This window comes from Enterobacter sp. UPMP2061 (genome assembly GCF_053709615.1).
In genome coordinates this window covers 1,109,503-1,135,855 of record NZ_JBSKJP010000001.1, presented here as the reverse complement: position 1 = coordinate 1,135,855, position 26,353 = coordinate 1,109,503, and the positions used below count along the sequence as shown (strand labels likewise).

Sequence of the window (26,353 nt, the reverse complement as noted above, 5' to 3'; positions counted from 1 at the left end):
ATGCAAAAAAACTCCATCGTCGCCTTTCGTCGCGGCTATCGCCTGCAATGGGAAGCCGCTCAGGACAGCCATGTCATCCTCTATCCGGAAGGCATGGCTAAACTCAATGAGACCGCGGCCGCGATCCTCGAACTGGTCGATGGCCAACGCGACGCGGCGGCCATCATTGCCATACTCAACGAACGGTTCCCGGAAGCCGGCGGCGTGGATGACGACGTCGTAGAATTCCTGCAAATCGCTTATCAACAGAAGTGGATTATTTTCCGTGAGCCAGAATAAACCCGCCGTCAATCCACCGCTGTGGCTGCTGGCGGAGCTGACCTATCGCTGTCCGCTACAGTGTCCTTACTGCTCTAACCCGCTGGACTTCGCCCGGCAGGATCAGGAGCTGACCACCGAACAGTGGATTGAGGTTTTCCGCCAGGCGCGGGCGATGGGCAGCGTGCAGATAGGTTTTTCCGGCGGCGAACCGTTGACGCGTAAAGATCTGCCGGAGCTGATCCGCGCCGCCCGCGATCTCGGTTTTTATACCAACCTGATCACCTCGGGAATTGGCCTGACGGAAAGCAAACTCGACGCGTTCAGCGAGGCCGGTCTGGACCATATCCAGATTAGCTTCCAGGCCAGCGATGAAGTGCTCAACGCTGCGCTGGCGGGGAATAAAAAAGCCTTCCAGCAGAAGCTGGCGATGGCCAAAGCGGTCAAAGCCCGTGATTACCCGATGGTGCTGAATTTCGTCCTGCACCGGCATAATATCGATCAGATCGATAAAATCATCGAGCTGTGCATCGAACTGGACGCCGACGATGTCGAACTTGCCACCTGCCAGTTCTACGGTTGGGCGTTCCTTAATCGTCAGGGGCTTCTGCCGACGCGGGAACAGATTGCCCGCGCGGAACGCGTGGTTGCCGAATATCGGCAAAAAATGGCCGCCAGCGGCAATCTGACCAACCTGCTGTTCGTCACCCCCGATTATTACGAAGAGCGGCCAAAAGGCTGTATGGGCGGCTGGGGGTCGATTTTCCTCAGCGTGACCCCGGAAGGCACGGCGCTGCCCTGCCACAGCGCGCGCCAGCTGCCGGTGGATTTCCCGTCGGTGCTTGAGCAGAGCCTAGAATCCATCTGGTATGACTCTTTCGGCTTCAACCGCTATCGCGGGTTTGACTGGATGCCAGAGCCGTGCCGCTCCTGCGATGAAAAGGAGAAGGACTTCGGCGGCTGCCGCTGCCAGGCCTTTATGCTCACCGGGAATGCTGATAACGCCGATCCGGTGTGCAGCAAATCGCCGCATCATCATAAAATCCTCGAGGCGCGCCGCGAAGCAGCCTGTAGTGATATGAAGATCGGTCAGCTTCAGTTCCGCAACCGTACCCGTTCTCAGCTTATCTATAAAACCCGGGAACTGTAACGATAATGACCACCCGCATCGTGGAACTGGCAGGCGGTTTGCGCGCAACGCTGGTGCATCAGCCGCAGGCGACACGCGCGGCGGCGCTGGCGCGCGTGAGTGCCGGAAGCCATCACGAGCCACCGCGCTTCGCCGGTCTGGCGCATTTGCTTGAGCACCTGCTGTTCCGCGGTAGCCAGCGCTATCAGGGCGATGATCGACTCATGGCCTGGGTCCAGCGCCAGGGCGGCAGCGTCAATGCCACCACGCTGGCTCGCCATAGCGCTTTTTTCTTCGACGTTGCCGCCGATAACCTGTCCGACGGCGTCGCGCGGCTGCGGGATATGTTGCTGGCGCCGCTGCTTTCACCGCATGACATACAGCGCGAAGTGGCGGTCATTGATGCGGAAAACCGGCTCATCCAGCAACATGATTCCGCCAGGCGCGAAGCGGCGGCGCGCCACGCGATGGAAGAACCCGCGGTTTTTCGCCGTTTTCAGGTGGGTAGCAAGGAGTCTCTCGGGCAGGACCCGGTATCGCTGCAAACCGCGTTGCGCGACTTTCATCGTCGCTATTATGTAGCCGGGCACCTGCAATTGTGGCTGCAAGGGCCGCAAACGCTGGATGTCCTGGCCGAGCTTGCCCATACGTTTGCGTCAGGTTTTGCGTCAGGAGGCATGCCTGAAACCGCTCCCCCGTTGCGTCTTAGCGCTGAAGCAGATTATCAGCTGGCGGTGACGGAGCGACCCGCACTGTGGCGTTGTCCGTTAATCCGAAAAAGTGACAACGTCACTTTATTTCGGGAGTTTTTACTGGACGACGCCCCCGGAAGCCTGATTGCCGGGCTACGGGCGCGCGGGCTGGCAGAAGAGGTAGCCCTGAACTGGCTTTATCAGGATGACGATTACGGCTGGCTGGCGCTAACGGTTGATAGCGAACGGCCCGAGGACATTGACCCGCATATTACCCACTGGCTACGGGCGCTACAGCAAACGACGGATGAGCAGCAGCGGCATTATTATCGGCTGGCACAGCAGCGTTTCAGCGCCCTGCCGACGCTGGAGCAGCTGCGCCAGCGGGCATTTGGTTTTGCACCCGGCGCGGCGCCCGTGGGTTTTTACGCCTTTTGTGCCAACTTACGGGCGGCGCCCACCTCGTATCTGGCCTGCAAAAAAATGGAAACCGCTGAAATTATTGCCAGCCAGGGCTTTGCCCTGCCGCTTAGCCATTGGCGTCGCCAGCCGGTTGCAGATGATAGCCCCATCGCGTTTTCCTTCTACCCGCAGACTGCCAGGTATGCTGCGCCAGCCCCGACGTCAGAAGCCGCTCCGCTGCTGCATTTGTCGGCGCAGACACAACCGCCGACGCTGATCCTGCGCAGGCCTTTTTATTCGCGTGTGGAACGCGCACACGGGGTGGCGATGGGCAAACAGTTACGCCCTCTCCTTGCTGAACTGCGCCATATCGACGGCAGCGCCGAGTGGCAAACGGTTGACGGTAGCTGGCAGCTCACCCTGCGGCTTCCTGACGCCATGGTGACGGCGGAACCCATCATCGGGGCGATAATCGATCGCCTCTCCCACCCCGCTCCGGCTACTACGTCAGTGCCAGAAGGCATTGCCATCCGTGAGCTGCTTCAGCAATTGCCTGAACGTCTGGCATCGGATCCGCCGCGGGACGGCTGGCTGGCGGCGTTAGTTGGCGGCAGCGCCGGGCACGCGCACGGGTTAGCCCGGCAGCTTGGCCTGCTCCGGACGCCGGTTAACGCTACGCCGTTGCCGTTAAGCGGTTGTCCCGGCGGGATCGAACACATTCCGCACGCCAGCGCGGATTCGGCGCTGCTGGTGTTTATTCCCCTGCCGCCGGGCGCGTCGCTCGCCGCGCTGCGGCTGCTGGCGTTATGCTGCGAACCGCAATTTTTCCAGCGCCTGCGCGTGGAACAGCAGATTGGCTACGTGGTCAGCTGTCGTTATCAGCGTATTGCCGATCGCGATGGCCTGCTGCTGGCGTTACAGTCGCCTGACCGTTCTCCCGTGAACCTGTTGGGTTGCTGCAAACGATTTTTGCGTGAGCTGACGCCGTGCGATGAGGCAGCGTTCAGCGTGTTGCGACAGCAGCTGGCGACGCAGATCCGCTCACCGATGGATGCCAGCGCCACGGCAGTGGCCGCCCTGCGCCAGCGCTATGGTTTGCCGGTGTTAACACCGCAGGCTATTGATGCCCTGCAACCTGACGAGATAATCGCGCTATGGCGCGAGATGACTCGCCGACGCTGGCGGGTGCTTTTCACGGGCTGACCGGAACCGCCGCTTTCTTCCTGTGCGTAGTTTTTAGTCAAAAAAAAGCCCCGTACTATGACGGGGCCGGGCTGCTTATTTCGCTGTTATTTATCCAGCGCGTAGGCAATCACGTAGTCACCACGATCCGGCGACTGACGTGCACCGCCGGCAGAGATCAGAATGTACTGTTTGCCGGTTTTCGGTGATACATAGCTGACAGGTCCGCCCTGGCTACCCACCGGGAGACGCGCTTTCCACACTTCTTCCCCCGTAGAGGAATCAAAGGCGCGCAGGTAGTAATCCTGGGTTCCCGCAATGAAGACCAGACCGCCCTGCGTGGCCAGCGTACCGCCCAGCGTCGGCATACCGACAGGCATTGGCATGCGCATTTTTACCCCAAACGGACCGGTATCCTGAACGGTACCGACCGGCACCTGCCAGACGATTTTCTGCGTTTTCAGGTCAATCGCGGAGAGAGAGCCAAACGGTGGTTTCTGGCACGGAATGCCCAGCGGTGACATGAAACGGTTTTTGTTGACCGAATACGGCGTTCCTTTCATCGGAACGGCGCCCATCCCGGCGTTCACGGCTTCACCGCCCGTGTTTGCCACCGCGCTCTGCGGATCTTGTTTAATCAGCTGGACCCACAGACCCAGACGCATGTCGTTGACGAAGATGTACTGGTTGTTCGGATCCGTGGACAGACTACCCCAGTTCATTCCCCCCAGCGAGCCCGGGAAGCTCAGGGAAATATCGGTTCCCGGCATCGTGTACAGACCGTCATAACGCATTGATTTGAAGCTGATACGACAGGCCAGCTGGTCAAACGGCGTCGCCCCCCACATATCCGATTCTTTCAGGGTTTCCGCGCCAATCTGCGGCATCCCCACAGAGCGCGGCTGCGTTGCCGGGTACTGTTCACGTGGAATATCCGCTGGTTTTACCGGAACCTCTTTCACTTCAGTGAGCGGTTTACCCGTCAGGCGATCAAGAACGTAAATTTGCCCCGCTTTGGTGCCCACCACCACCGCGGGCTTGTTGCCCTCTTTCGTCGGGAAATCAACCAGGCTCGGCTGCATCGGGATATCGAAATCCCAGAGGTCGTTATGCACGGTCTGGTATACCCACTTCTCTTTCCCGGTAGTCGCATCCAGCGCGAGGATTGAGGTGGCGTATTTGTGATCTTCCGGAATACGGTCAGCGCCCCACAGGTCGACAGAGGAACTTCCCATCGGGATAAACACGGTATTCATCGACGCATCCCAGGACATAGGGGCCCAGGAGTTTGCAGAGCTACGTTTGTAGTGTTCGCCCGGCTTCAGAACATAGTTCGGATCCGGATTACGCGGGTCGAACGCCCAGCGCAGCTGGCCGGTGATCACGTCATAACCACGTATAACGCCTCCCGGCATATCGGTGCTGACGTTATCCGCAACGCGGCCGCCAACGACAACCGTCGTACCCGCCAGCGTCGGGGCCGACGTCAGCACGTAGGTGGGATCTGACGCGTCGCCCATCCCTTCATGCAGGTTAACGCTGCCGTTAGTACCGAAGTCCGGGCAGAAGTTGCCGTTATCGGCGTCTAACGCGATCAGCTTACCGTCGATGGTGTTCATCAGGATACGGCGCTGGCATGCAGCGCCCGGTGCCACCTGCGCTGGCAGGACCGGCGTGGAGCCGGCTACCGTTGGCTGTGCCAGCGGTTTGGTGGCATCAAAGTACGCCAGGCCACGGCAGCGCATCCAGATTGCAGACTTGGCGTTGATTTCCGCTTTCCAGATCTCTTTCCCGCTATCGGCATCCACGGCGATCACGTTGTTATGCGGCGTACAGAGGAAGACACGATCGCCAACCTGTAGCGGCGTTTGCTGATCTTCTGCGCCATTGCCGTCCGGACTTTCCGGTACGTCACCGGTATGGTAGGTCCAGACCGGTTTCAGGTTTTTCACGTTGTCACGGGTTATCTGGTCCAGCGCCACAAAGCGACTACCGCCAGCCGTATTACCGTAGTGATCCCAGTTCTGCTGTTTCGCATCATCTTTTACCGGCACCAGTGGGCGTTTTTCACCGCTAAACGGCACGGTCGGATGGGGTTGAAACATCTGAACAAAGGTGACGCCCATGGCGACAATAAGGACCGCGCAGACCCCCAGGGCCCCTTTTGCGCAGGACGGTTTTCCTTCACGTTTACGCAATGCAGGCCAGGTGGCGGCTGCCAGCACCATCAGCCCGGCGGGTACCATTAAACGGGAAACCAGCGGCCAGAAGTCGAGCCCGGCATCGAAAAATGCCCAAATCAGGGTGCCAAGAAACACCAGGGCAAACAGCCCCACGGCAGAGGACTTGCGGCGGAAGAACTGAATCGCAGAGAGCAGAGTGATAACCCCGGCGATGAGAAAATACCAACTCCCCCCCAGGGAAACCAGTTTAAAACCGCCGATGGCAAAAAAGAGCCCCGTTACAAGAAGTATCACACCCACCAGCAGGCACCACGGGCCTAACCAGCCGGATGGGCGGGGATTATTGTCTGACATAAAAATGAATCTCCTGATTACTTTATAACAGCAGGGTTTTATTGACTGCCACGATGCTAAAACCCTGCATAACATCAATTGTTCGTGTGCGAATCATAAATTAAAATTATAATGTAGACAAAATGTATTCTGTCGGAAGAAAAGAAAACTCACTAAAGTGCAGGAACATAACAAAATAAAAAAATGGGATATCACTCTGTAATTCGCCAATACCAGAATATTTGGCCAGTCAGTTCCGGCTTATGCGATGAATATCAGGTTTGCCGACAAGACAGCCCCGATAACGTAAGATTTTTGCATGATGAGAATTAACTTATTGCCTATTAATTAAGCTTCACAAACACGATCAGCTCGCGGATTTCACGATATACGTCACTACACCAAAGATATCGAGCGTATCGTCGCTGCCGACAATAATCGGTGAATAGGCGCTGTTCATGGGGTTGAGTTGAATATTGGGACGCAACTGGAGGCGCTTCACGGTAAATTCGCCCTCTACCGCCGCAATCACGATATCGCCATGCTCAGGCTTGCGGGAACTGTCCACCACCAGCAAATCACCGTTATTAATCCCCCCTTCTATCATCGAGTCACCGGCGGCTTTGACAAAATAAGTGGAGCTGGGATGGGCGACTAATAACTCGTTTAAATCGATACGCCGCTCTACATAATCCGCTGCCGGGCTGGGGAAGCCGCACTGTACTAAGTCGCTGAAAAGTGGAATAGCAACGATTTCACGCAACTCTGCGGGTCTGAAAAAGATCATAATAAACACCTCCATACTGTTTTTATATACAGTAGTTTTAACTGAGGTATCGATCAAGCCATGTCAGCGTAAGCGGCTGGCTACGCCTTAACCGCTTCGCTTATAACCCTCTATAGCAATGAAGATTATTTGTTTTGTAAATTTTTACGCATGGGCAAGCTTAACGCGTCATAAAACATCACTACATCATCACTTATTGATGACTTGTAAATGTACAAAAGACAAAGCACCATCACTGCATAATCACTATCCGTTGACTTTCTATTTAGACTGGCGCATATTTTACAGCACAAATTAACAAGACAATTTTTGGAGGACGTTTTCTATGCCCGCCCGTGATTATCCCGATAAGCGTGTTGCTCGCGGTGTCGCAAAGGAGGCCGAACTCAGGATGTTAAGCGCGCGCATCGATCCTGCGCTGATGGAGTACATCCGCATTACTGCGTATGAAACACGGAAAAGTAAGCAGGAAATCGTGGCGGAAGCATTAGCGCTTCACCGCCAAAGAAGTCAGATTGGATCATAAACAGCAAAAGCCCGAAAAATCCTCCGGGCTTTTGCTGCCATCGGGATTACCCCACCAGCGAATTTAACGTCTCCAGCGCCTCAGGCGGCAATACCAGATCGGCTGCCGCCAGGTTTTCACGCAGATGCGCCACCGACGAGGTTCCCGGGATCAAGAGGATATTTGGCGAGCGTTGCAGCAGCCATGCCAGCGCCACCTGCATCGGCGTCGCGCCCAGTGAATCCGCCACCGCCTGTAGTCCGGAAGATTGCAGTGGCGTGAAACCTCCCAGCGGGAAGAACGGCACCCAGGCAATCCCCTGCTGCGCCAGTGAATCGACCAGCGCATCGTCACCGCGATTCACAACGTTGTACATGTTCTGTACGCACACCACGGAAACCATCTTCTGCGCTTCAGCGACCTGCGAAGCGGTAACGTTGCTCAGCCCAATATGGCGAACCAGCCCCTGCTGTTGCAGCTCCGCAAGGGTACTCAGCGGCGCGGCAATCGAGCCTTCCGCCGGTCCGTGGGTGCTAAACATGATCCGCAGGTTAACCACGTCCAGCACATCCCGCTTCAGGTTACGCAGGTTGTCATGCACCGCCTGCGTCAGCTCCTGCGCGGAAAACGCCGGCAGCCAGGAGGCATCCTCGCCGCGTCGGGCTCCGATCTTGGTCACAATCGTAAGGTCGTCCCGGTACGGATGAAGCGCCTCGCAGATAAGCTGGTTGGTCACATGAGGTCCGTAAAAATCGCTGGTATCAATGTGATTCACACCCGACGCCACCGCTTCACGCAGCACCGCCAGCGCCGCATTTTTGTCTTTTGGCGGACCAAAAACGCCAGGCCCGGCAAGCTGCATCGCGCCATAGCCAAATCGTTTAACCGTACGCGTTCCGAGCGTGAACGTTCCGCTTTTATCTATGCTGCTCATGCTGACCTTCCTCATAAAAAATGATCCGGATTTACAACAGGTTCCGCAACGAAACCATTAGTTAAGCAATAGTAAAATTAAAGTTTAAATTCGCTACGACGATAGTATTGATGTAACCCTGCCTCTTCTCTTACGGATGACCGCCATGCTGAAAAATCTGCACGTGATTACCGGTATTATCTTTGCCCTAACCATATTCTGTCTGCTGCAAGTTGTCACGGGAGGGTTGTTCTACTCTGCCGTTAACAACGATCGTCACAACTTTCAGAACTCCGGGTTACTCAATGCCCAACAGGAGAGCCTGAGCGACAGCGTGAACACGCTGGTGAAAACGCGCGTTACCGTCACCCGCGTGGCGATCCGCTACCTGAAAAACCAGCGCGATCCGGCCTCTCTCGCAGCAATCAACACGCTGTTGGGCACCGCGAACGGTTCGCTGACCAAAGCCGAAGACTATTACAAAAACTGGCAGGCGATTTCGCAGGTGAAGGGCCAGAATGCCGCGCTCACCGAAGAGATGCAGAAAGCCTGGAAGCAAATGCACGAGGTGATGCGCTTGTCCATTGAGTATCTGCGCGCCGATAACTATCAGGCCTATGGCGACCTGGACGCCCAGCAGGCGCAGGATGAGATGGAGGCGGTCTATACCCGCTGGCGCGCTGAAAACAACGTGCTGCTGAAAGCCGCCGCCGAAGAGAATCAGAGCAGCTTTACCCAGATGCAGTGGACGCTGGCGGCGATCTTCCTGACTGTGATCGCCGTGCTGGTGGTGATCTGGCAGGGTTTACAGCACCTGCTCCTGAAACCGCTCAACGCCATCATGAACCATATTCGCACCATCGCGAGCGGCGATCTGACGCAAAATGTCGCGATTACCGGGCGCAACGAGATGGGCCAGCTGGCTGCCGGTCTGCACGAGATGCAGCAGTCGCTGGTGAGCACCGTCAGCGCCGTGCGCGGCAGCACCGATTCGATCTACACGGGCGCAGGAGAAATTGCCGCCGGGAGTAACGACCTTTCCGCGCGAACCGAGCAGCAGGCAGCCTCGCTGGAAGAGACCGCCGCCAGCATGGAAGAGCTGACTGCCACGGTGAAACAGAACTCGGATAACGCCCGTCAGGCGACGCTGCTGGCGAAGAATGCGTCTGAAACCGCCGCACGCGGCGGTCAGGTGGTGGATAACGTGGTGCGTACCATGAATGACATTGCCGACAGTTCTCAGCAAATTGCGCATATTACCGGCGTTATCGATAGCATTGCCTTCCAGACCAACATTCTGGCGCTCAACGCGGCGGTTGAAGCCGCCCGTGCCGGGGAACAAGGTCGCGGCTTTGCGGTCGTGGCAGGTGAAGTACGGACGCTGGCCAGCCGCAGCGCGCAGGCGGCAAAAGAGATCAAAGGGCTTATCGAGAACTCTGTCAGCCGGGTGAATACCGGCTCGGAACAGGTGAGCGAGGCGGGTGCGACCATGAAAGAGATCGTCGCGGCCGTGACGCGCGTAACCGATATTATGGCTGAGATTTCCTCGGCGTCTGACGAGCAGAGCCGCGGTATAGAGCAGGTCAGCCTGGCGGTCTCGCAGATGGACAGCGTCACGCAGCAAAACGCCGCGCTGGTACAGGAGTCGGCAACGGCGGCGGCAGCGCTGGAAGATCAGTCTGAACAGCTGCGTCAGGCCGTGGCGGCATTCCGGCTGAACGCTCAGGCATCGCTGGCGGCTCGCCCTAAAAACGTGAAAACGCCCGTACTGCTGCGTCCGTCAGCGGCAGGCGCGAATACAGCTGACGCGAACTGGGAAACCTTCTGAGTGACAGGCGGGCATCTCGCCCGCCTTCCTGATTAGCGACTGCGCTTGGCGTGGCGCTCCCAGTTATCTCGCTTCGCATCCTCTGACTTACGCAACGAGACATAGCATGCTCCGCTGCCACCGTGATACGGCTGCGCTTCGCAAAAGGCCTGTACTTCGTCGAACTCGGTCAGCCAGCGCGCAAGATAGCTGCGCACCACGTTAGGATGCGACTGCTGTTCACGCCCTTTACCATGCACGATGATCAGGTTGCGTAGCCCGTCACGTCCGGCCTGGCGAATAAAGGAATAGACCAGCTGGCGGCATTGCTCCGCAGGCTGGCGTAACAGCGTTAAGCTGGCCTGACGGGAATATTTGCCGGAACGCAGCTTATCAAATACCCCCAGCTGTACCCCTTCGCGCTGGAACATCAGCGGCTCGTCAAGGGGCAACAGTTCCAGAAACCCCAGCGTCAGAAAGTTATCGAGCTGCTCAGTATCTATTTCCTGACGCGCCCGCGTGTTGCGGCTCTGCTGCCAGTGAATATCCGCGCAGCGTTTGAGCGGCTGGACATCCTCCATGGCGTCAAGAAAAAGTGATTTGTCGTCAGGGTTCATGGAAATCCTCCGGCTACATCTGAGTGATGTACTATACCTGCGCCCGTTGCGGGTCTCAATCATCCGGGCACGGGTTCAAATAATGGCTTAAGGAACGGATAATCGCAGACGCAATAAACTTAATCCAACCTTAACTTAAATTTCAGCCGTAATTAATTAAATAATTTACGTTAAAAAATCGTGAAATCAATCACTCAACGTCCTTCTCTTTTAAGAAAAAGCTGTTATAACTTAATAAACCTGCCCAATGGATAATGCATGTAGGATCCGCGAAAGGATGCACGACTGTGTGTACTGTGGAGTCTGTCTGATGTCGGACAGACTCTATTTTTTTATTGTTGTTATTTTGATTAAATTAATTTTCTGGCTTCCCTTCGAAACTGCGTGATTAATGATTCGGCAAGCGGTGTCTGGCGAGAATCACGACGCTGAATTAAATAATATGCTGCTTTAGGCAGGGTTTCGACAACCGGCAGCATTATCAGACGGTGCGCCAGAAGCGGATCGCAGCCCAGCTCCTGCGGTAAAATGCTGATGAAATCGCTTTGTGCGACGAGGCTAATACAGGAGGAAAAGGTCTCACAGACAACGCCAATTCGCGGTATTTGAGAGCGGTGGTTAAAAGTATCCTGCAACTGTTTATAATAACTTCCCCGGGGCGTAGGCATCGTCCAGTTATATTGCAGAAGCTCATTAATTGAGGTCGCCCCTGTCGCCGGATGCCCTGCCCGACAAAATACGGCAAAAGGCTTTTCGAACAGCTTTTCAAACGTAAATTCGTGATCGTACGGCCCCTGATAATAGGTATTGATGGTAAAGTCCAGCTCACCCTGACGTAATTCATTAATCATCGACACCAGCTGGCCTTCCATAATCCGGACGTTGACCTGAGGATGCTGCGCATGAAAACGCGTAATAACGGCTGGCATCAGGCTGCGTGAAATACTGGCCCCCATCCCAATATTGATCTGCCCGGCAAGTTCGCCCTGCCGCTGGCGGATGTCATCCTGCGCTGCACGCAGCTCTTCCAGAATCAAATTAGCGCGGTGATAAAACCCTTCCCCGCACTCGGTCAGCGCGACGCCTTTACTCCGGCGCACAAATAGCTGGGCCGCCATACCCTCCTCCAGCTCTTTAATGGATTTGGTCAGCGCGGGCTGCGAAAGATTAAGCGTCCGGCTGGCGCCGCGAATGCTGCCCTGACGCGCCACTTCGACAAACGCCCTGATTTGATGAAATTTAATCTGAAATGACATAACGAGACCGATAACCGTTGTTTATCAGAGTAAAGAAACTGTCATCTACTTTAATGGAAACGGATGTGCGAGGGTAATTCCCGAACGGTTAAAACTGTGAAAAAACGATTAGTGATAAGTAAAAACTATCACAGCGTGAAGCAGTTCACATATTTTAATGATGACAGGAAAAGATATGAACGCACTGGCGCAGTACATTCAGACATTAGCTCCACAACTGAGCGCATGGCGTCGCGATTTCCACCATTTTGCGGAATCCGGCTGGGTAGAGTTTCGAACAGCTGCGAAAGTCGCGGAAATCCTCGACTCGCTGGGCTACGAACTGGCGATGGGTCGCGACGTGGTCGATGCCGAAAGCCGTATGGGACTGCCCGATGATGCCACCCTTTCGCGAGAGTTTGCCCGCGCCCGGGCGCAGGGTGCGCCGGAGAAATGGCTGGCGCCGTTTGAGGGCGGATTTACCGGCATTGTGGCGACCCTGAATACCGGACGTCCGGGCCCGACGCTGGCGTTTCGGGTAGACATGGATGCACTTGATTTAAGCGAAGCGCTTGACGAAAGTCATCGCCCCTTCCGCGACGGTTTTGCCTCCTGCAACCCGGGCATGATGCACGCCTGTGGCCACGACGGGCATACCACCATTGGTCTGGGGCTCGCGCAGGTGCTTAAGCAGCATGAAGCGCAGCTCAACGGCATCATCAAACTGATCTTCCAGCCTGCCGAAGAGGGTACGCGCGGCGCGCGGGCTATGGTCGCCGCAGGCGCGCTGGACGGCGTGGACTACTTTACCGCCATTCATATCGGGACCGGCGTTCCGGAAGGGACGGTGATCTGCGGCAGCGATAACTTCATGGCGACCACCAAATTTGACGTGCGCTTTACCGGGGTCGCCGCACACGCTGGCGGTAAACCAGAAGAGGGCCGTAACGCCCTGCTCGCGGCTGCCCAGGCCGCCATCGCGCTGCATGGCATCGCACCACACAGCGAAGGCGCGTCCCGGGTTAACGTCGGGGTCATGCAGGCGGGCAGCGGACGCAACGTGGTTCCGGCTGATGCGTTGCTTAAGGTTGAAACCCGCGGCGAAAGCGAGGCTATTAATCAGTATGTCTTTGAGCGCGCACAGGCGGTAATTACCGGCGCGGCGGCGCTCTACGGCGTAACAGCCGGGGTAAACCTGATGGGGGCGGCGACCTCCAGCGCCCCTTCCCCGGCCTGGGTCGATTATCTGCGCGAACAGGCAAGCCAGGTGCCCGGCGTGACTCATGCCATTGATAAGGTCAAAGCGCCTGCGGGCTCCGAAGATGCCACGCTAATGATGGCCCGCGTACAGCAGAACGGCGGCATGGCCTCGTATATGGTCTTCGGCACCGAGCTGAGCGCCGGACATCACAACGAAAAATTCGATTTTGATGAGCAGGTGATGAACGTTGCCATCGAAACGCTGGCGCGAACTGCGCTTAATTTCCCGTGGACGCGAGGTGTGTAATGCAGGAGAACTACGCTTTTATCGCCGATGCCATCGACACGCGATGTCAGACGTTTACCGATATTGCCGACGACATCTGGGATCATCCCGAAACGCGCTTCGAAGAGTTCTGGTCCGCCGAACGGCTCGCCAGCGCGCTGGAAGCCGAGGGCTTTGCCCTGACGCGGGAAGCCGGAGGCATTCCCAACGCCTTTATTGCCAGCTACGGCAGCGGCAAGCCCGTTATCGCCCTTCTGGGCGAATACGATGCCCTGGCCGGGCTAAGCCAGCAGGCGCACTGCGCGACGGCGCAATCCGCCACCCCGGGGGCGAACGGCCACGGCTGCGGGCATAACCTGTTAGGCACTGCTGCCTTCGCCGGGGCGGTGGCGGTGAAAAGCTGGCTGGAACAACACGGCGGCAGCGGAACGGTACGATTTTACGGCTGCCCCGGCGAGGAAGGCGGCTCCGGTAAAACCTTTATGGTACGTGAAGGTCTGTTTGACGACGTGGACGCTGCCGTGACATGGCACCCGGAGGCCTTTGCCGGGATGTTTAACGTCAGCACGCTGGCCAATATTCAGGCCGCCTGGCGGTTTAAGGGGATCGCCGCTCATGCCGCAAACTCCCCACATCTGGGGCGCAGCGCGCTGGATGCCGTGACGCTGATGACCACCGGTACAAACTTCCTCAACGAACACATCATTGAAAAAGCGCGCGTTCATTACGCCATCACCGATACCGGCGGGATTTCGCCCAACGTGGTACAGGCCCAGGCCGAGGTGCTGTACCTGATCCGCGCCCCGGAGATGGCCGATGCGCAGCAGATCTACGCGCGCATCGAGAAAATCGCCCAGGGTGCGGCGATGATGACCGAAACCACCGTCGAGTGCCGCTTTGATAAAGCCTGCTCCAGCTATCTGCCGAACCGTACGCTCGAAGCGGCGATGTACCGCGCATTGCAGCATTATGGCACGCCGGCCTGGACTGAAGAGGAACGCGAATTTGCCCGTGAAATCCGCGCCACGCTCACGGCAAACGACCTGCAAAACAGCCTGAAAAACATTGCCGCAACGGGGGCCGAAGAGGGAAAAGCGTTTGCCCGACGCCATCAGGAGACGCTGCTGGTGGATGAAGTTGCCCCTTACGCCATCACCGATAACGTGCTGGCAGGCTCCACCGATGTGGGGGATGTCAGCTGGAAGATGCCTGTTGCACAGTGCTTTAGCCCCTGTTTTACCGTCGGCACCCCACTGCATACCTGGCAATTAGTGGCGCAGGGGCGTACCTCAATTGCCCATAAAGGCATGTTGCTGGCCGGAAAAGTGATGGGCGCGACCGCGCTGCATCTGCTTCAGGATGCCGACCTGTTGCGAAAATGCCGGGAAGAGTTCGAACAACACATAACAGAAAAACCGTACGAGTGTCCGATCCCGCAGGGCGTGACACCGTCACCTTTAAAATAAAAAAACACAACACAACAACACAACAACAGTCCCGAGGAACGCCCATGAGTATGTCTTCCATACCTTCGCATTCCCCATCCGGTAAGCTCTATGGCTGGGTTGAAAGGATCGGCAATAAAGTGCCGCACCCTTTCCTGCTTTTTATCTATTTAATTGTCATCCTGATGGTCGCGACGGCCGTGCTGTCCGCCTTTGAGGTGAGCGTGCGCAGCCCGGCCGACGGCAGTATGGTAGCAGTGAAAAACCTGCTCAGCGTTGAAGGGTTGCACTGGTTTTTGCCGAACGTGATTAAAAACTTCAGCGGTTTTGCGCCGCTGGGCGCCATCCTGGCGCTGGTGTTAGGCGCGGGACTGGCCGAACGCGTGGGTCTGCTGCCCGCGCTGATGGTGAAAATGGCCTCGCACGTCAGCGCGCGTTATGCCAGCTATATGGTGCTGTTTATTGCCTTCTTCAGCCATATCTCGTCCGACGCGGCGCTGGTGATCATGCCGCCGATGGGGGCGCTGATTTTCCTCGCCGTTGGCCGTCATCCTGTTGCGGGTCTGCTGTCGGCGATTGCGGGCGTCGGCTGTGGGTTTACCGCTAACCTGCTTATCGTGACCACCGATGTGCTGCTCTCCGGCATCAGTACGGAGGCAGCCAGCACCATCGATGCGACTATGCACGTCAGCGTGATCGACAACTGGTACTTTATGGCCAGTTCGGTGATTGTCCTGACGATTGTCGGGGGGCTGATTACCGATAAGATCATTGAGCCGCGCCTGGGTAAATGGGAAGGCCGGAGCGATGAAAAGCTGGAGACGCTGAGCAAAGAGCAGCAGTTCGGCCTGCGCGTAGCCGGGATCGTCTCGCTGGCGTTCATTGCGGTGGTGGCGCTGATGGTGGTGCCGGAAAATGGCGTGCTGCGCGATCCGATCAAACACACCGTACTGCCCTCGCCGTTTATTCAGGGCATTGTGCCGCTGATAATTCTCTTCTTCTTCGTCGTTTCGCTCGCGTTCGGCATCGCCACCGGCAAAATCCGCCGTCAGGGAGATCTGCCGCACCTGATGATTGAGCCGATGAAGGAGATGGCGGGTTTTATCGTGATGGTGTTCCCGCTGGCGCAGTTTGTCGCCATGTTTAACTGGAGCAATATGGGCAAGTTTATGGCCGTGAGCCTGACGGACGCGCTGGAGGCGGCGGGGTTGAGCGGTGTTCCGGCGTTTGTCGGCCTGGCGCTGCTGTCGTCCCTGCTGTGCATGTTTATTGCCAGCGGGTCGGCCATCTGGTCGATTCTGGCGCCCATCTTTGTCCCCATGTTTATGATGCTCGGCTTCCATCCTGCGTTCGCCCAGATCCTGTTCCGTGTCGCCGATTCCTCGGTGATCCCGCTGGCGCCCGTGTCACCCTTCGTTCCGCTGTTTTTAGGCTTCCTGCAACGCTACAGACCGGAGGCTAAGCTGGGTACCTACTATTCGCTGGTTCTGCCCTATCCGCTTATCTTCTTAGGGGTATGGCTGGTGATGCTGGTGGCGTGGTATCTTGTCGGCCTGCCGATTGGACCGGGTGTTTACCCGAGGCTGAACTAAGGAGTACTGATGCTGAGATTACTCGAAGATAAGATTGCGACGCCGCTGGGGCCGCTGTGGGTTATCGCGGATGAAGCGTTCAATCTGCGCGCGGTTGAATGGGAAGAGCACAGCGACCGGATGGTTGAGCTGCTCAACATCCATTATCGCGCCGAGGGTTACGAGCGTATTACTGCCCGTAATCCTGGCGGGCTGAGCGATAAACTGACGGCATACTTCGAGGGCGATCTCAGCATTATTAATACCCTGCCAACCGCCACGGCGGGCACCCCTTTCCAGCGCGAGGTGTGGCAGGCGCTGCGTAATATTCCCTGCGGGCAGGTGATGCACTACGGTCAGCTGGCAGAACAGCTTGGCCGTGCCGGCGCGGCGCGCGCGGTCGGTGCGGCAAATGGCTCTAACCCCGTCAGCATTGTGGTGCCTTGCCATCGCGTGATCGGGCGCAACGGCACCCTCACCGGCTATGCCGGGGGCGTACAGCGCAAAGAGTGGCTGCTGCGTCACGAAGGGTATTTTCTGCTGTAATTCCCAGGTTTTTGTGCTTAATTTTCTTCCTGTTAGGTTCATAATCCTTAATCATTCTGTGGAATTTCAAGGAGATGGCAACACGCTGCCGTCTCTTGTCTTTATTGGGGGTTTGCCAGACTTACGTCCTTACCAAAAAGATGTTAAAATTGACCAATATCAATTAAGGCTTGAGCAAACCTATGATCCCGGAAAAGCGAATTATACGACGCATTCAGTCTGGCGGTTGTGCTATCCATTGCCAGGATTGCAGCATCAGCCAGCTCTGTATCCCGTTTACTCTGAATGAGCACGAACTCGATCAGCTTGACAATATCATCGAGCGCAAAAAGCCTATTCAGAAAGGGCAGACGCTGTTTAAGGCGGGAGACGAACTGAAATCGCTCTATGCTATCCGTTCTGGCACCATCAAAAGCTACACCATTACCGAACAGGGCGACGAGCAGATCACCGGCTTCCATCTGGCAGGCGATTTAGTCGGCTTTGACGCCATCGGCAGTGGCCATCACCCGAGCTTTGCTCAGGCGCTGGAAACCTCTATGGTCTGCGAAATTCCGTTTGAGACGCTGGACGATCTGTCCGGTAAGATGCCGAACCTGCGTCAGCAGATGATGCGTCTGATGAGCGGTGAGATTAAAGGCGATCAGGATATGATCCTGCTGCTTTCCAAAAAGAATGCCGAAGAGCGTCTGGCCGCCTTTATCTATAACCTCTCCCGCCGTTTCGCGGAGCGTGGCTTCTCCCCGCGTGAATTCCGTCTGACCATGACGCGCGGCGATATTGGCAACTATCTGGGCCTGACCGTGGAAACCATCAGCCGTCTGCTGGGTCGCTTCCAGAAGAGCGGAATGCTGGCGGTTAAAGGTAAGTACATCACCATCGAAAACGGTGAAGCGCTGGCCATTCTGGCGGGTCACTCACGTAACGTGGCATAACTCTCCCGGATATCTTATGCCAGGTCGATAAATTTTCATGATTATTGATCTGGCAAAAACTTCCCCCCTGTTTCATTCAAGATATATAGGTTACTCTTTTACTTACAGACTGTGGTGACAGTAGTAAGGAGACCTGTATGGCAAAGTATCAAAACATGCTGGTGGCTATCGATCCTAACCAGGACGATCAGCCGGCATTACGACGTGCTGTGTATTTACATCAACGGATTGGTGGCAAAATTAAAGCCTTTTTGCCGATTTATGACTTCTCATACGAGATGACCACCCTTCTGTCGCCTGACGAGCGCACCGCTATGCGTCAGGGAGTGATCAGCCAGCGTACCGCGTGGATCCGCGAGCAGGCGAAATATTACCTGGAAGCGGGCGTACCGATTGATATCAAAGTGGTCTGGCACAACCGACCTTTCGAAGCCATTATTCAGGAAGTGGTGGCCGGTGGGCATGACCTGCTGCTGAAAATGGCGCACCAGCATGACAAACTGGAATCCGTGATTTTCACTCCAACCGACTGGCACCTGCTGCGCAAATGCCCTTGCCCGGTATGGATGGTGAAAGATCAGCCATGGCCTGAGGGCGGGAAAGCCGTCGTGGCGGTGAATCTGGCCAGCGAAGAGGATTATCACAATTCGCTGAACGAGAAGCTGGTGAAGGAAAGCATCCAGCTTGCCGACCAGGTTAACCACACCGAAGTCCATCTGGTGGGTGCCTATCCGGTTACGCCAATCAATATCGCCATCGAGTTGCCTGAATTTGACCCGAGCGTGTATAACGACGCGATTCGCGGTCAGCATCTGCTGGCCATGAAAGCGCTGCGCCAGAAATTCAGTATCGATGAGAATATGACGCACGTAGAAAAAGGGTTACCGGAAGAGGTTATTCCGGATCTGGCGGAGCATTTGCAGGCCGGGATTGTGGTGCTGGGCACCATTGGCCGGACCGGTATCTCTGCCGCGTTCCTGGGAAATACCGCCGAGCAGGTGATTGACCACCTGCGCTGTGACCTTCTGGTCATCAAACCGGATCAGTATCAAACGCCGGTTGAACTGGACGATGAGGAAGACGATTGACCCCAAAATGAAAGCCCGCCGGTAACGGCGGGCTTTTTTATTACGCTTCGCTCAACCGCTGCGTCGGTGCCTCGTCGCCGGCATTCATCCAGGGCGCGTGCAGAACCATGCTCGGCAGCGCCAGCTTGATCTCCTGCTGGTTCAGCCCCTCCAGAATACGGATATTGATCTCCTGCTGAATATCCATGTACTTGTTGTAGTCCGCCGTATTAACGATATGGACCACCTCGAAGGTCAGGCGATCGCGATCGAAGCCCAGGAAATGGGCGCGGTCAAACTTCGTTTCCCCGACGTCGGTAATGATCTGTTTGACCATATCACCCACTGAACGCAGTTTGTCCGGCGCCGTGTCGCTGGCAACCCCGAAGGTAAAGACGATCCGGCGCGTTTGCATCCGTTTGTAGTTATGCAGCGTCTGTTGCAGCAGAATGGCGTTCCCGCAGACAATCTGCTCCCCGCTCAGGCTGCGGATACGGGTGGTTTTCAGGCCAATGTGCTCTACCGTCCCGGCGACATCGTTAAACACCACAAAATCGCCAATTTCGAACGGCTTATCAAAACCGATGGAAAGCGATGCAAACACGTCGCTCAGGATCGTTTGCACCGCGAGGGCGATTGCAATACCCCCTACCCCAAGGCTGGCAACCAGAGCAGTGATGTTGACGCCCGCGTTAGCAAGAATAGACAGCAGCATCACTGACCAGACTATGGCACGGAGGATAAGCCCCGTGATCACCAGCGTCACCGGGTTTTTATGGCTTCCCGGCGCCAGCATGACGTGACGAAGCCACGACACCACCCCCTGATCCATCCACAGCGCCACCTGGATAGCGAAGACCAGGAACCAGGCGTGGCTCACGGTACCAAAGAGATGATCCGGTAAGTCGACGAAACGCAGGCTGAATAACAGCGCCACGACAAAAAGCAGGACGCGGCTGGTGCGGTTAAGCATATCCGTCAGGATAAAACGCATCCGGTTGGTGGTGGGGTGCTTGTCGCCCCAGGTAGTGATCCCTTTCTTAACGAAGGCAATCAGACGCGTCAGCAGCCAGTACACCAGCAGAGTCACAAAAACCACCGTGGCGACGCCGATCCAGAAAGATGGCGTCATCATCAGCTCGATGATGTCGAAGCGGGACAAAAATCGCATTACACCTCCTCGTATTACACAAAGGGTAAAGTATAGACAGAGGAGAAAAGCTGGCCGCAGAAATAAGAAAACCGCCCCAGGGGGCGGTTTGTCAGGATGAAGCGCAATTACAGCGCTTTCAGGATCGCATCCACGCTGGCCTTGGCGTCGCCAAACAGCATGTGGGTGTTATCTTTAAAGAACAGCGGGTTCTGCACGCCAGCATAGCCGGTGTTCATAGAGCGTTTGAAGACAATGACGTTCTGCGCCTTCCACACTTCGAGAACAGGCATACCCGCAATCGGACTACGCGGGTCGTCCTGCGCCGCCGGGTTAACGGTGTCGTTGGCGCCAATCACCAACACGGTGTCGGTGTCGGCGAAATCATCGTTGATCTCGTCCATTTCCAGCACAATGTCGTAAGGCACCTTCGCTTCCGCCAGCAGCACGTTCATGTGGCCTGGCAGACGCCCCGCCACCGGGTGAATACCAAAGCGAACCTTGATGCCGCGCGCGCGGAGTTTCTCGGTGATTTCCGCCACCGGATACTGCGCCTGCGCCACCGCCATGCCATAGCCTGGGGTGATGATGACGGAATGCGAGTTTTTCAGCATCTCTGCGGTGTCTTCCGCGCTGATTTCACGGTGTTCACCCACTTCCTCATCAGAACCGGTTGATGAGCCGTCAGAACCGAAGCCACCCGCAATGACGCTGATAAACGAACGGTTCATCGCCTTACACATGATGTAAGACAGGATCGCACCGGAAGAACCGACCAGCGCACCGGTGACAATCAGCAGGTCGTTGCTCAGCATAAAGCCTGCCGCCGCCGCCGCCCAACCGGAGTAGGAGTTCAGCATGGAAACCACCACCGGCATATCTGCCCCGCCGATAGATGCCACCAGATGCCAGCCGAAGGCCAGCGCGATGATGGTCATCACCAGTAACGCCAGCACCTGCAAGCCTACGCTTTCGGTACGCACGAAGACCACCAGCAGCACAAAGGAAACGACCAGCGCCGCCAGGTTCAGCTTGTGGCGGTTAGGCAGCATCAGCGGTTTGGAAGAGATCTTCCCGCGCAGCTTGCCGAACGCCACAATCGACCCGGTGAAGGTCACCGCACCGATGAAGATGCCGAGGAACACTTCGGTCAGGTGGATGTTCACCAGAATCGGCTCCAGGCCCGGTTCGTGGTACAGGTAGCTGTTGAAGCCCACCAGCACCGCCGCCAGACCCACGAAGCTGTGCAGAATGGCAACCAGCTCCGGCATCTCGGTCATTTCAACGCGTTTCGCCAGACGAATACCAATCGCGCCGCCGATGATCATCGCCACCAGGATCCACGCCACGTTGCCGGTGTCCGGCCCAAAGATGGTGGCAATCAGCGCAATCGCCATCCCGGCGATACCAAAGTTATTTCCCTGCTGAGACGTTTCGTGTTTGGAAAGCCCCGCCAGACTGAAAATAAACAGGATTGCAGCAACAATGTATGCGGCTGTAACTAATCCTCCAGACATATGCTACCCCTTAGCCTTTACGAAACATTTTCAGCATGCGCTGAGTCACGGTGAAACCACCGAAAATATTGATACTGGCGATCAGCACCGCAATGAAGCTCAGGAAGCTGATCCAGCCGCCATGACCAATTTGCAGCAATGCCCCAACCACGATAATCCCGGAGATGGCATTGGTGACCGACATCAGCGGGGTATGCAGCGCATGAGAAACGTTCCACACGACGTAGTAACCCACCACGCAGGAGAGCGCGAAGACGGTGAAGTGGCCAAGGAACTCTTTTGGCGCGACATCCGCCAGCCAGCCAAACAGGATAATAACCAGCGCCATGATGGCGTATTTGCGCCACGGCGACGCAGGTTTTGCTGGCTCCGCGGGCTCTGGCGCCGCTTTCGGCGCAGCCTGAGGTTGAGCGGAAACCTGAATCGGCGGTGCAGGCCATGTGATTTCCCCTTCACGCACCACGGTAACGCCACGCACCACCACATCATCAAAATCAACGGTAATGTTGCCGTCTCTCTCTTTGCAGAGCAGCTTCAGCAGGTTAACGAGGTTCGTGCCGTACAGCTGAGAGGACTGGGTTGGCAGACGCCCTGGCAGGTCGGTATAACCGATCACCTTCACGCCGTTCGCGGTCGTCGTGACCTGGTTTGGCACGGTATACTCACAGTTACCGCCGTTTTGCGCCGCCAGATCGACAATAACGCTGCCCGGCTGCATGGAATCCACCATCTCACGGGTGATCAGCTTCGGCGCCGGTTTACCCGGAATAAGCGCGGTGGTGACAATGATGTCCACCTCTTTTGCCTGCGCCGCAAAGAGCGCCATTTCCGCCTTAATAAAGGCTTCAGACATGACCTTCGCGTAACCATCACCGCTGCCCGCTTCTTCCTTGAAGTCCAGCTCAAGGAATTCGGCGCCCATACTCTGCACCTGCTCCTTCACTTCCGGCCGGGTATCAAACGCGCGAACAATAGCGCCCAGGCTGTTTGCGGCCCCGATAGCGGCAAGACCTGCCACACCGGCACCAATCACCATCACCTTCGCGGGTGGTACTTTACCTGCCGCCGTAATCTGACCGGTAAAGAAGCGACCAAACTCATGCGCAGCTTCGACAATGGCGCGATAGCCGGCAATGTTCGCCATGGAGCTCAGCGCATCCAGAGACTGCGCGCGCGAAATACGCGGCACGGAGTCCATCGCCATCACGGTGACACCGCGTGCTGCCAGCTTCTCCATCAGCTCCGGGTTTTGGGCTGGCCAGACAAAGCTCACAAGCGTCGTGCCCGCGTTCAGCAGTTCAATTTCACTCTCTTCCGGTGCGTTGACCTTCAGAATGATGGGTGATTGCCAGACCTCAGCACCGTCCACTACGTCCGCGCCAGCCTGAGTAAAGGCCTCGTCATCGAAACTCGCCAGTTTGCCCGCGCCGCTTTCAATCGCGACGGTAAAACCCAGTTTAAGCAGTTGCTCCACCGTTTTTGGTGTTGCCGCTACGCGGGTTTCATTGGCTAACCGTTCTTTTGGTACCCCAATACGCATAGTTTTCCCTTCCATCGGTTTTTGATGATGGTTTGTCGATAATTGCCCACGGTTTGTATCAATTTTCACCATCGAGATATCGACGGAGAATGATTAACCCCGGAAAATAAAACAGTAACAAACTTTCTATAACCTACTGAAAATAGCGCCCGTGATCTACCGCCAGAAAACACTATTTCTTACTTTATCTGTGAAAAATAAGCGATCGGGGTCACTGACAGAGATATTTACCTTAAATTCGCCTTCAGGACCGATAAATCGCGCAAGCGAAGCGGTAAAAACATGATATAGCGCCATAAAAGAACAACTCATTAACATTAAATTAACTTGTAAAAGTCATATGCTTAATCAGTTTTGCTTGTGAAACGCCTGTTTTTTCCACATATCACAAAATGTTATCGAATCAGGTCCTTTGGTGAGCACAGGCTGTGAAAAATGCCGCAGACAGCGACGGGTGTTAAATGCCATAATCGGGACCGTCTCAAATTAACAACAACACCAGTACATGGTTTGCGCAAGGCGAAGGATTATTTTTATGAAGCTTAAGAACACACTCCTGGCGTCCGCACTTCTTTCCGCGACCGCCCTGTCTGCGAATGCCGCGACAGAGTTGACGCCGGAGCAAGCGGCAGCGTTAAAACCTTTTGACCATACGGTCATTGTGGGTCGCTATAACTCTATTGGCGATGCCGTCGCCGCCGCATCAAAAGCCGCCGATAAAAACGGCGCTGCCTCGTTTTACGTTGTTGACCAGTCCGATCAGGGCAACAGCGGCAACCAGCGCGTGACGATTGCGCTGTACAAAGAGAATGCCCCAAAAGCAGATGAACAGAAAAACCGCGTGATTAACGGCATTGTTGAACTGCCGAAAGATCAGGCTGTTCAGCTGGAACCGTATGACACCGTGACCGTTCAGGGCTTCTACCGCAGCCAGCCTGAAGTTAACGATGCCATCACCAAAGCCGCGAGAGAAAAAGGCGCTTACGCGTTCTATATCGTGCGTCAGGTTGATGCCAACCAGGGCGGAAACCAGCGCATCACCGCCTTCATCTATAAGCAAGATGCGAAAAAACGCGTAGTACAAAGCCCGGATGCCATTCCAGCGGATTCAGATGCGGGACGTGCCGCGTTAGCGAAAGGCGGTGAAGAAGCGAAGAAAGTGGAAATTCCGGGCGTTGCAACCTCGGCGGCACCAAGCGCTGAAGTGGGTCGTTTCTTTGAAACCCAATCCACCAAAGGCGGTCGTTATACCGTTACGTTACCAGACGGCACGAAAATTGAAGAGCTGAACAAAGCCACTGCCGCGCAGATGGTTCCGTTCGACAGCATCAAGTTTACGGGCAACTATGGCAACATGACGGAAATCTCCTATCAGGTGGCGAAGCGTGCTGCGAAGAAAGGCGCGAAGTATTACCACATCACCCGCCAGTGGCAGGAACGTGGTAACAACCTGACCATCAGCGCCGATCTGTACAAGTAATAAAACGGTTTCATAAAGGCGGCGCAGTGCCGCCTTTTTTGTTACTTTTTTTCTGATTTCTGCCACACGTCATTGCATGCATCCTTCACACTCCGTAAAATCCCGCGCCTTAGCGTGATCCACCATTTTTATGCGCCTTAGCGAAATAATTATTCTGGATTTGGACTTTTCATAACAGGAAGCCAATGGAAAAGAAACTTGGCCTGAGTGCTTTAACTGCACTTGTATTGAGCTCAATGCTGGGCGCGGGCGTATTCAGTTTGCCGCAGAACATGGCGGCCGTCGCTAGCCCGGCCGCATTACTGATTGGCTGGGGCATTACCGGTGTCGGGATTTTGCTGCTGGCGTTCGCCATGCTGCTGCTGACCCGTATCCGACCGGATCTGGACGGCGGAATATTCACTTACGCCCGGGAAGGTTTCGGCGAGCTGATCGGCTTCTGCTCCGCCTGGGGTTACTGGCTGTGCGCGGTGATCGCCAACGTCTCCTATCTGGTTATCGTCTTCTCGGCGCTCAGCTTCTTTACCGACACGCCCGAACTGCGCCTGTTTGGCGACGGCAATACCTGGCAGTCCATCGTCGGCGCCTCGGTGCTGCTGTGGATAGTTCACTGGCTGATTTTGCGTGGCGTTCAGACCGCGGCCAGCATTAACCTGGTGGCGACGCTGGCCAAGCTGGTGCCGCTTGGCCTGTTCGTCGTTCTGGCCTTCCTCGCCTTCCGTCTCGATGTCTTTACGCTCGATTTCAGCGGCATTGCGCTGGGCGTCCCCGTTTGGGAACAGGTGAAAAATACCATGCTGATCACCCTGTGGGTGTTCATCGGCGTTGAAGGTGCCGTCGTGGTCTCTGCCCGCGCGCGTAACAAGCGCGATGTGGGACGCGCCACGCTGCTGGCCGTACTGGCGGCGCTGGGCGTTTATCTGCTGGTGACGCTGCTGTCGCTCGGCGTGGTAGCTCGCCCTGAACTTGCGGAAATGCGTAACCCGTCCATGGCCGGGCTGATGGTGAAAATGTTGGGTCCCTGGGGGGACGTGATTATCGCGGCGGGTCTGATTGTTTCCGTTTGCGGCGCCTATCTGAGCTGGACCATTATGGCAGCGGAAGTCCCGTTCCTGGCCGCCACGCACAAAGCGTTCCCGCGCCTGTTTGCCCGTCAGAACAAAAACAGTGCGCCATCGGCCTCTCTGTGGCTCACCAACATCAGCGTGCAGGTCTGTCTGGTGCTGATCTGGCTCACAGGATCGGACTATAACACGCTGCTGACCATCGCCTCCGAGATGATTCTGGTACCCTATTTCTTAGTGGGCGCATATCTGTTAAAAATTGCGACCCGCCCGGCACACTATGCGGTAGGCGTCGGCGCCTGTATTTACGGTCTATGGTTGTTGTATGCTTCCGGACCGATGCATCTGCTGCTGTCCGTGGTGCTCTACGCGCCGGGCCTGCTGGTGTTTATCTACGCTCGCCGTACACATCAGCTTGATAATGCCCTTAAGCGCCGCGAAATGGCATTGATAGGTTTGCTGTTAGTCGCTGCCGTACCGGCAACGTGGATGTTAATGGGATAGCGCCG

The 26,353-nt window shown here is 56.1% G+C and carries 21 protein-coding genes; 13 read left to right on the top strand and 8 right to left on the bottom strand.

Going from position 1 to position 26,353, the window contains the following annotated elements; genetic code table 11:
* Genes pqqD through pqqF form a run of 3 tightly spaced genes read left to right on the top strand, consistent with a single transcriptional unit; the run spans position 1 to position 3,684 of the window.
* The gene (gene pqqD / locus ACWKXX_RS05535) at positions 1 to 279 is read left to right on the top strand and encodes a pyrroloquinoline quinone biosynthesis peptide chaperone PqqD (protein WP_003857508.1); all 279 of its coding nucleotides are present in this window, start codon (positions 1 to 3) and stop codon (positions 277 to 279) included.
* Complete coding sequence (gene pqqE, locus ACWKXX_RS05530; RefSeq protein ID WP_022651046.1) at positions 266 to 1,408, top strand: pyrroloquinoline quinone biosynthesis protein PqqE; 1,143 nt, start codon at positions 266 to 268, stop codon at positions 1,406 to 1,408. The genes pqqD and pqqE overlap by 14 nt, the downstream gene beginning before the upstream one ends.
* Positions 1,409 to 1,413: 5 nt before the next feature.
* Positions 1,414 to 3,684, top strand: coding sequence for a pyrroloquinoline quinone biosynthesis protein PqqF (gene pqqF / locus ACWKXX_RS05525; RefSeq protein WP_023303645.1), 2,271 nt, complete (start codon positions 1,414 to 1,416; stop codon positions 3,682 to 3,684).
* 86 nt (positions 3,685 to 3,770) lie between these two features.
* Here the strand turns inward: pqqF and ACWKXX_RS05520 are convergent, their stop codons facing one another.
* Both ACWKXX_RS05520 and ACWKXX_RS05515 read right to left on the bottom strand, forming a co-directional pair.
* Positions 3,771 to 6,200 carry a glucose/quinate/shikimate family membrane-bound PQQ-dependent dehydrogenase gene (locus tag ACWKXX_RS05520; protein WP_063859267.1) on the bottom strand — a complete coding sequence of 810 codons (2,430 nt, stop codon included), beginning with the start codon at positions 6,198 to 6,200 and terminating at the stop codon, positions 3,771 to 3,773.
* A 346-nt stretch (positions 6,201 to 6,546) separates the two neighbouring features.
* The gene (locus tag ACWKXX_RS05515; RefSeq protein WP_003857514.1) at positions 6,547 to 6,966 is read right to left on the bottom strand and encodes a translesion error-prone DNA polymerase V autoproteolytic subunit; all 420 of its coding nucleotides are present in this window, start codon (positions 6,964 to 6,966) and stop codon (positions 6,547 to 6,549) included.
* A 325-nt stretch (positions 6,967 to 7,291) separates the two neighbouring features.
* Between ACWKXX_RS05515 and ACWKXX_RS05510 the strand changes: the two genes are divergently transcribed.
* Positions 7,292 to 7,492 (top strand): hypothetical protein, encoded by a 201-nt coding sequence (locus ACWKXX_RS05510; protein ID WP_003857516.1) that lies wholly within the window; start codon positions 7,292 to 7,294, stop codon positions 7,490 to 7,492.
* Between the two features lie 46 nt (positions 7,493 to 7,538).
* Here ACWKXX_RS05510 and ACWKXX_RS05505 read toward each other — a convergent pair whose 3' ends face one another.
* On the bottom strand, positions 7,539 to 8,405 hold the full coding sequence (locus ACWKXX_RS05505) for an aldo/keto reductase family oxidoreductase (RefSeq protein ID WP_023296516.1): 867 nt from the start codon (positions 8,403 to 8,405) through the stop codon (positions 7,539 to 7,541).
* A gap of 145 nt (positions 8,406 to 8,550) precedes the next feature.
* Here ACWKXX_RS05505 and tcp point away from each other — a divergent pair, with 145 nt between their 5' ends.
* Entirely contained in the window at positions 8,551 to 10,212 is a 1,662-nt protein-coding gene (gene tcp / locus ACWKXX_RS05500; protein WP_017384568.1) for a methyl-accepting chemotaxis citrate transducer, read from the top strand.
* Positions 10,213 to 10,244: 32 nt separating this feature from the next.
* Here tcp and smrA read toward each other — a convergent pair whose 3' ends face one another.
* Entirely contained in the window at positions 10,245 to 10,808 is a 564-nt protein-coding gene (smrA, locus tag ACWKXX_RS05495; protein WP_023303642.1) for a DNA endonuclease SmrA, read from the bottom strand.
* A gap of 350 nt (positions 10,809 to 11,158) precedes the next feature.
* A complete protein-coding gene (locus tag ACWKXX_RS05490; protein WP_003857524.1) occupies positions 11,159 to 12,064 on the bottom strand; it encodes a LysR family transcriptional regulator in 906 nt (301 codons plus the stop codon).
* A gap of 175 nt (positions 12,065 to 12,239) precedes the next feature.
* On the opposite strand from ACWKXX_RS05490, the gene ACWKXX_RS05485 reads away from it, so the two are divergent.
* From ACWKXX_RS05485 to uspE, 6 genes are all read left to right on the top strand, one after another.
* The gene (locus ACWKXX_RS05485; protein ID WP_017384570.1) at positions 12,240 to 13,550 is read left to right on the top strand and encodes a M20 family metallo-hydrolase; all 1,311 of its coding nucleotides are present in this window, start codon (positions 12,240 to 12,242) and stop codon (positions 13,548 to 13,550) included.
* Positions 13,550 to 14,995, top strand: coding sequence for a M20 family metallopeptidase (locus ACWKXX_RS05480; protein ID WP_017384571.1), 1,446 nt, complete (start codon positions 13,550 to 13,552; stop codon positions 14,993 to 14,995). The genes ACWKXX_RS05485 and ACWKXX_RS05480 overlap by 1 nt, the downstream gene beginning before the upstream one ends.
* 44 nt (positions 14,996 to 15,039) lie before the next feature.
* Positions 15,040 to 16,566 (top strand): p-aminobenzoyl-glutamate transporter, encoded by a 1,527-nt coding sequence (gene abgT / locus ACWKXX_RS05475; protein WP_032104209.1) that lies wholly within the window; start codon positions 15,040 to 15,042, stop codon positions 16,564 to 16,566.
* Positions 16,567 to 16,575: 9 nt separating this feature from the next.
* Positions 16,576 to 17,091, top strand: coding sequence for a methylated-DNA--[protein]-cysteine S-methyltransferase (ogt, locus tag ACWKXX_RS05470; RefSeq protein WP_015570643.1), 516 nt, complete (start codon positions 16,576 to 16,578; stop codon positions 17,089 to 17,091).
* A gap of 182 nt (positions 17,092 to 17,273) precedes the next feature.
* A complete protein-coding gene (gene fnr, locus ACWKXX_RS05465; RefSeq protein WP_000611906.1) occupies positions 17,274 to 18,026 on the top strand; it encodes a fumarate/nitrate reduction transcriptional regulator Fnr in 753 nt (250 codons plus the stop codon).
* Positions 18,027 to 18,163: 137 nt separating this feature from the next.
* A complete protein-coding gene (uspE, locus tag ACWKXX_RS05460; RefSeq protein WP_261666273.1) occupies positions 18,164 to 19,114 on the top strand; it encodes a universal stress protein UspE in 951 nt (316 codons plus the stop codon).
* Positions 19,115 to 19,154: 40 nt separating this feature from the next.
* Here uspE and ACWKXX_RS05455 read toward each other — a convergent pair whose 3' ends face one another.
* From ACWKXX_RS05455 to pntA, 3 genes are all read right to left on the bottom strand, one after another.
* Positions 19,155 to 20,264: a mechanosensitive ion channel family protein gene (locus ACWKXX_RS05455; protein ID WP_032619779.1), complete on the bottom strand. Its 1,110-nt coding sequence runs from the start codon at positions 20,262 to 20,264 to the stop codon at positions 19,155 to 19,157.
* A 107-nt stretch (positions 20,265 to 20,371) separates the two neighbouring features.
* Positions 20,372 to 21,760 (bottom strand): Re/Si-specific NAD(P)(+) transhydrogenase subunit beta, encoded by a 1,389-nt coding sequence (gene pntB, locus ACWKXX_RS05450; protein ID WP_003857541.1) that lies wholly within the window; start codon positions 21,758 to 21,760, stop codon positions 20,372 to 20,374.
* 10 nt (positions 21,761 to 21,770) lie between these two features.
* The gene (pntA, locus tag ACWKXX_RS05445) at positions 21,771 to 23,300 is read right to left on the bottom strand and encodes a Re/Si-specific NAD(P)(+) transhydrogenase subunit alpha (RefSeq protein WP_023296511.1); all 1,530 of its coding nucleotides are present in this window, start codon (positions 23,298 to 23,300) and stop codon (positions 21,771 to 21,773) included.
* Between the two features lie 535 nt (positions 23,301 to 23,835).
* Here pntA and ydgH point away from each other — a divergent pair.
* Both ydgH and ACWKXX_RS05435 read left to right on the top strand, forming a co-directional pair.
* Positions 23,836 to 24,780, top strand: coding sequence for a DUF1471 family protein YdgH (ydgH, locus tag ACWKXX_RS05440; protein ID WP_000769339.1), 945 nt, complete (start codon positions 23,836 to 23,838; stop codon positions 24,778 to 24,780).
* 185 nt (positions 24,781 to 24,965) lie between these two features.
* A complete protein-coding gene (locus ACWKXX_RS05435; RefSeq protein ID WP_003857548.1) occupies positions 24,966 to 26,348 on the top strand; it encodes an amino acid permease in 1,383 nt (460 codons plus the stop codon).
* The last annotated feature ends 5 nt before the right edge of the window (positions 26,349 to 26,353 follow it).

Coding starts and splice junctions, on each gene's coding strand:
- pqqD (WP_003857508.1), top strand. CDS start 1: ATGCAAAAAAACTCCATCGTCGCCTTTCGTCGCGGCTATCGCCTGCAA.
- pqqF (WP_023303645.1), top strand. CDS start 1,414: ATGACCACCCGCATCGTGGAACTGGCAGGCGGTTTGCGCGCAACGCTG.
- ACWKXX_RS05520 (WP_063859267.1), bottom strand. CDS start 6,200: ATGTCAGACAATAATCCCCGCCCATCCGGCTGGTTAGGCCCGTGGTGC.
- ACWKXX_RS05515 (WP_003857514.1), bottom strand. CDS start 6,966: ATGATCTTTTTCAGACCCGCAGAGTTGCGTGAAATCGTTGCTATTCCA.
- ACWKXX_RS05510 (WP_003857516.1), top strand. CDS start 7,292: ATGCCCGCCCGTGATTATCCCGATAAGCGTGTTGCTCGCGGTGTCGCA.
- ACWKXX_RS05505 (WP_023296516.1), bottom strand. CDS start 8,405: ATGAGCAGCATAGATAAAAGCGGAACGTTCACGCTCGGAACGCGTACG.
- tcp (WP_017384568.1), top strand. CDS start 8,551: ATGCTGAAAAATCTGCACGTGATTACCGGTATTATCTTTGCCCTAACC.
- smrA (WP_023303642.1), bottom strand. CDS start 10,808: ATGAACCCTGACGACAAATCACTTTTTCTTGACGCCATGGAGGATGTC.
- ACWKXX_RS05490 (WP_003857524.1), bottom strand. CDS start 12,064: ATGTCATTTCAGATTAAATTTCATCAAATCAGGGCGTTTGTCGAAGTG.
- ACWKXX_RS05485 (WP_017384570.1), top strand. CDS start 12,240: ATGAACGCACTGGCGCAGTACATTCAGACATTAGCTCCACAACTGAGC.
- ACWKXX_RS05480 (WP_017384571.1), top strand. CDS start 13,550: ATGCAGGAGAACTACGCTTTTATCGCCGATGCCATCGACACGCGATGT.
- abgT (WP_032104209.1), top strand. CDS start 15,040: ATGAGTATGTCTTCCATACCTTCGCATTCCCCATCCGGTAAGCTCTAT.
- ogt (WP_015570643.1), top strand. CDS start 16,576: ATGCTGAGATTACTCGAAGATAAGATTGCGACGCCGCTGGGGCCGCTG.
- fnr (WP_000611906.1), top strand. CDS start 17,274: ATGATCCCGGAAAAGCGAATTATACGACGCATTCAGTCTGGCGGTTGT.
- uspE (WP_261666273.1), top strand. CDS start 18,164: ATGGCAAAGTATCAAAACATGCTGGTGGCTATCGATCCTAACCAGGAC.
- ACWKXX_RS05455 (WP_032619779.1), bottom strand. CDS start 20,264: ATGCGATTTTTGTCCCGCTTCGACATCATCGAGCTGATGATGACGCCA.
- pntB (WP_003857541.1), bottom strand. CDS start 21,760: ATGTCTGGAGGATTAGTTACAGCCGCATACATTGTTGCTGCAATCCTG.
- pntA (WP_023296511.1), bottom strand. CDS start 23,300: ATGCGTATTGGGGTACCAAAAGAACGGTTAGCCAATGAAACCCGCGTA.
- ydgH (WP_000769339.1), top strand. CDS start 23,836: ATGAAGCTTAAGAACACACTCCTGGCGTCCGCACTTCTTTCCGCGACC.
- ACWKXX_RS05435 (WP_003857548.1), top strand. CDS start 24,966: ATGGAAAAGAAACTTGGCCTGAGTGCTTTAACTGCACTTGTATTGAGC.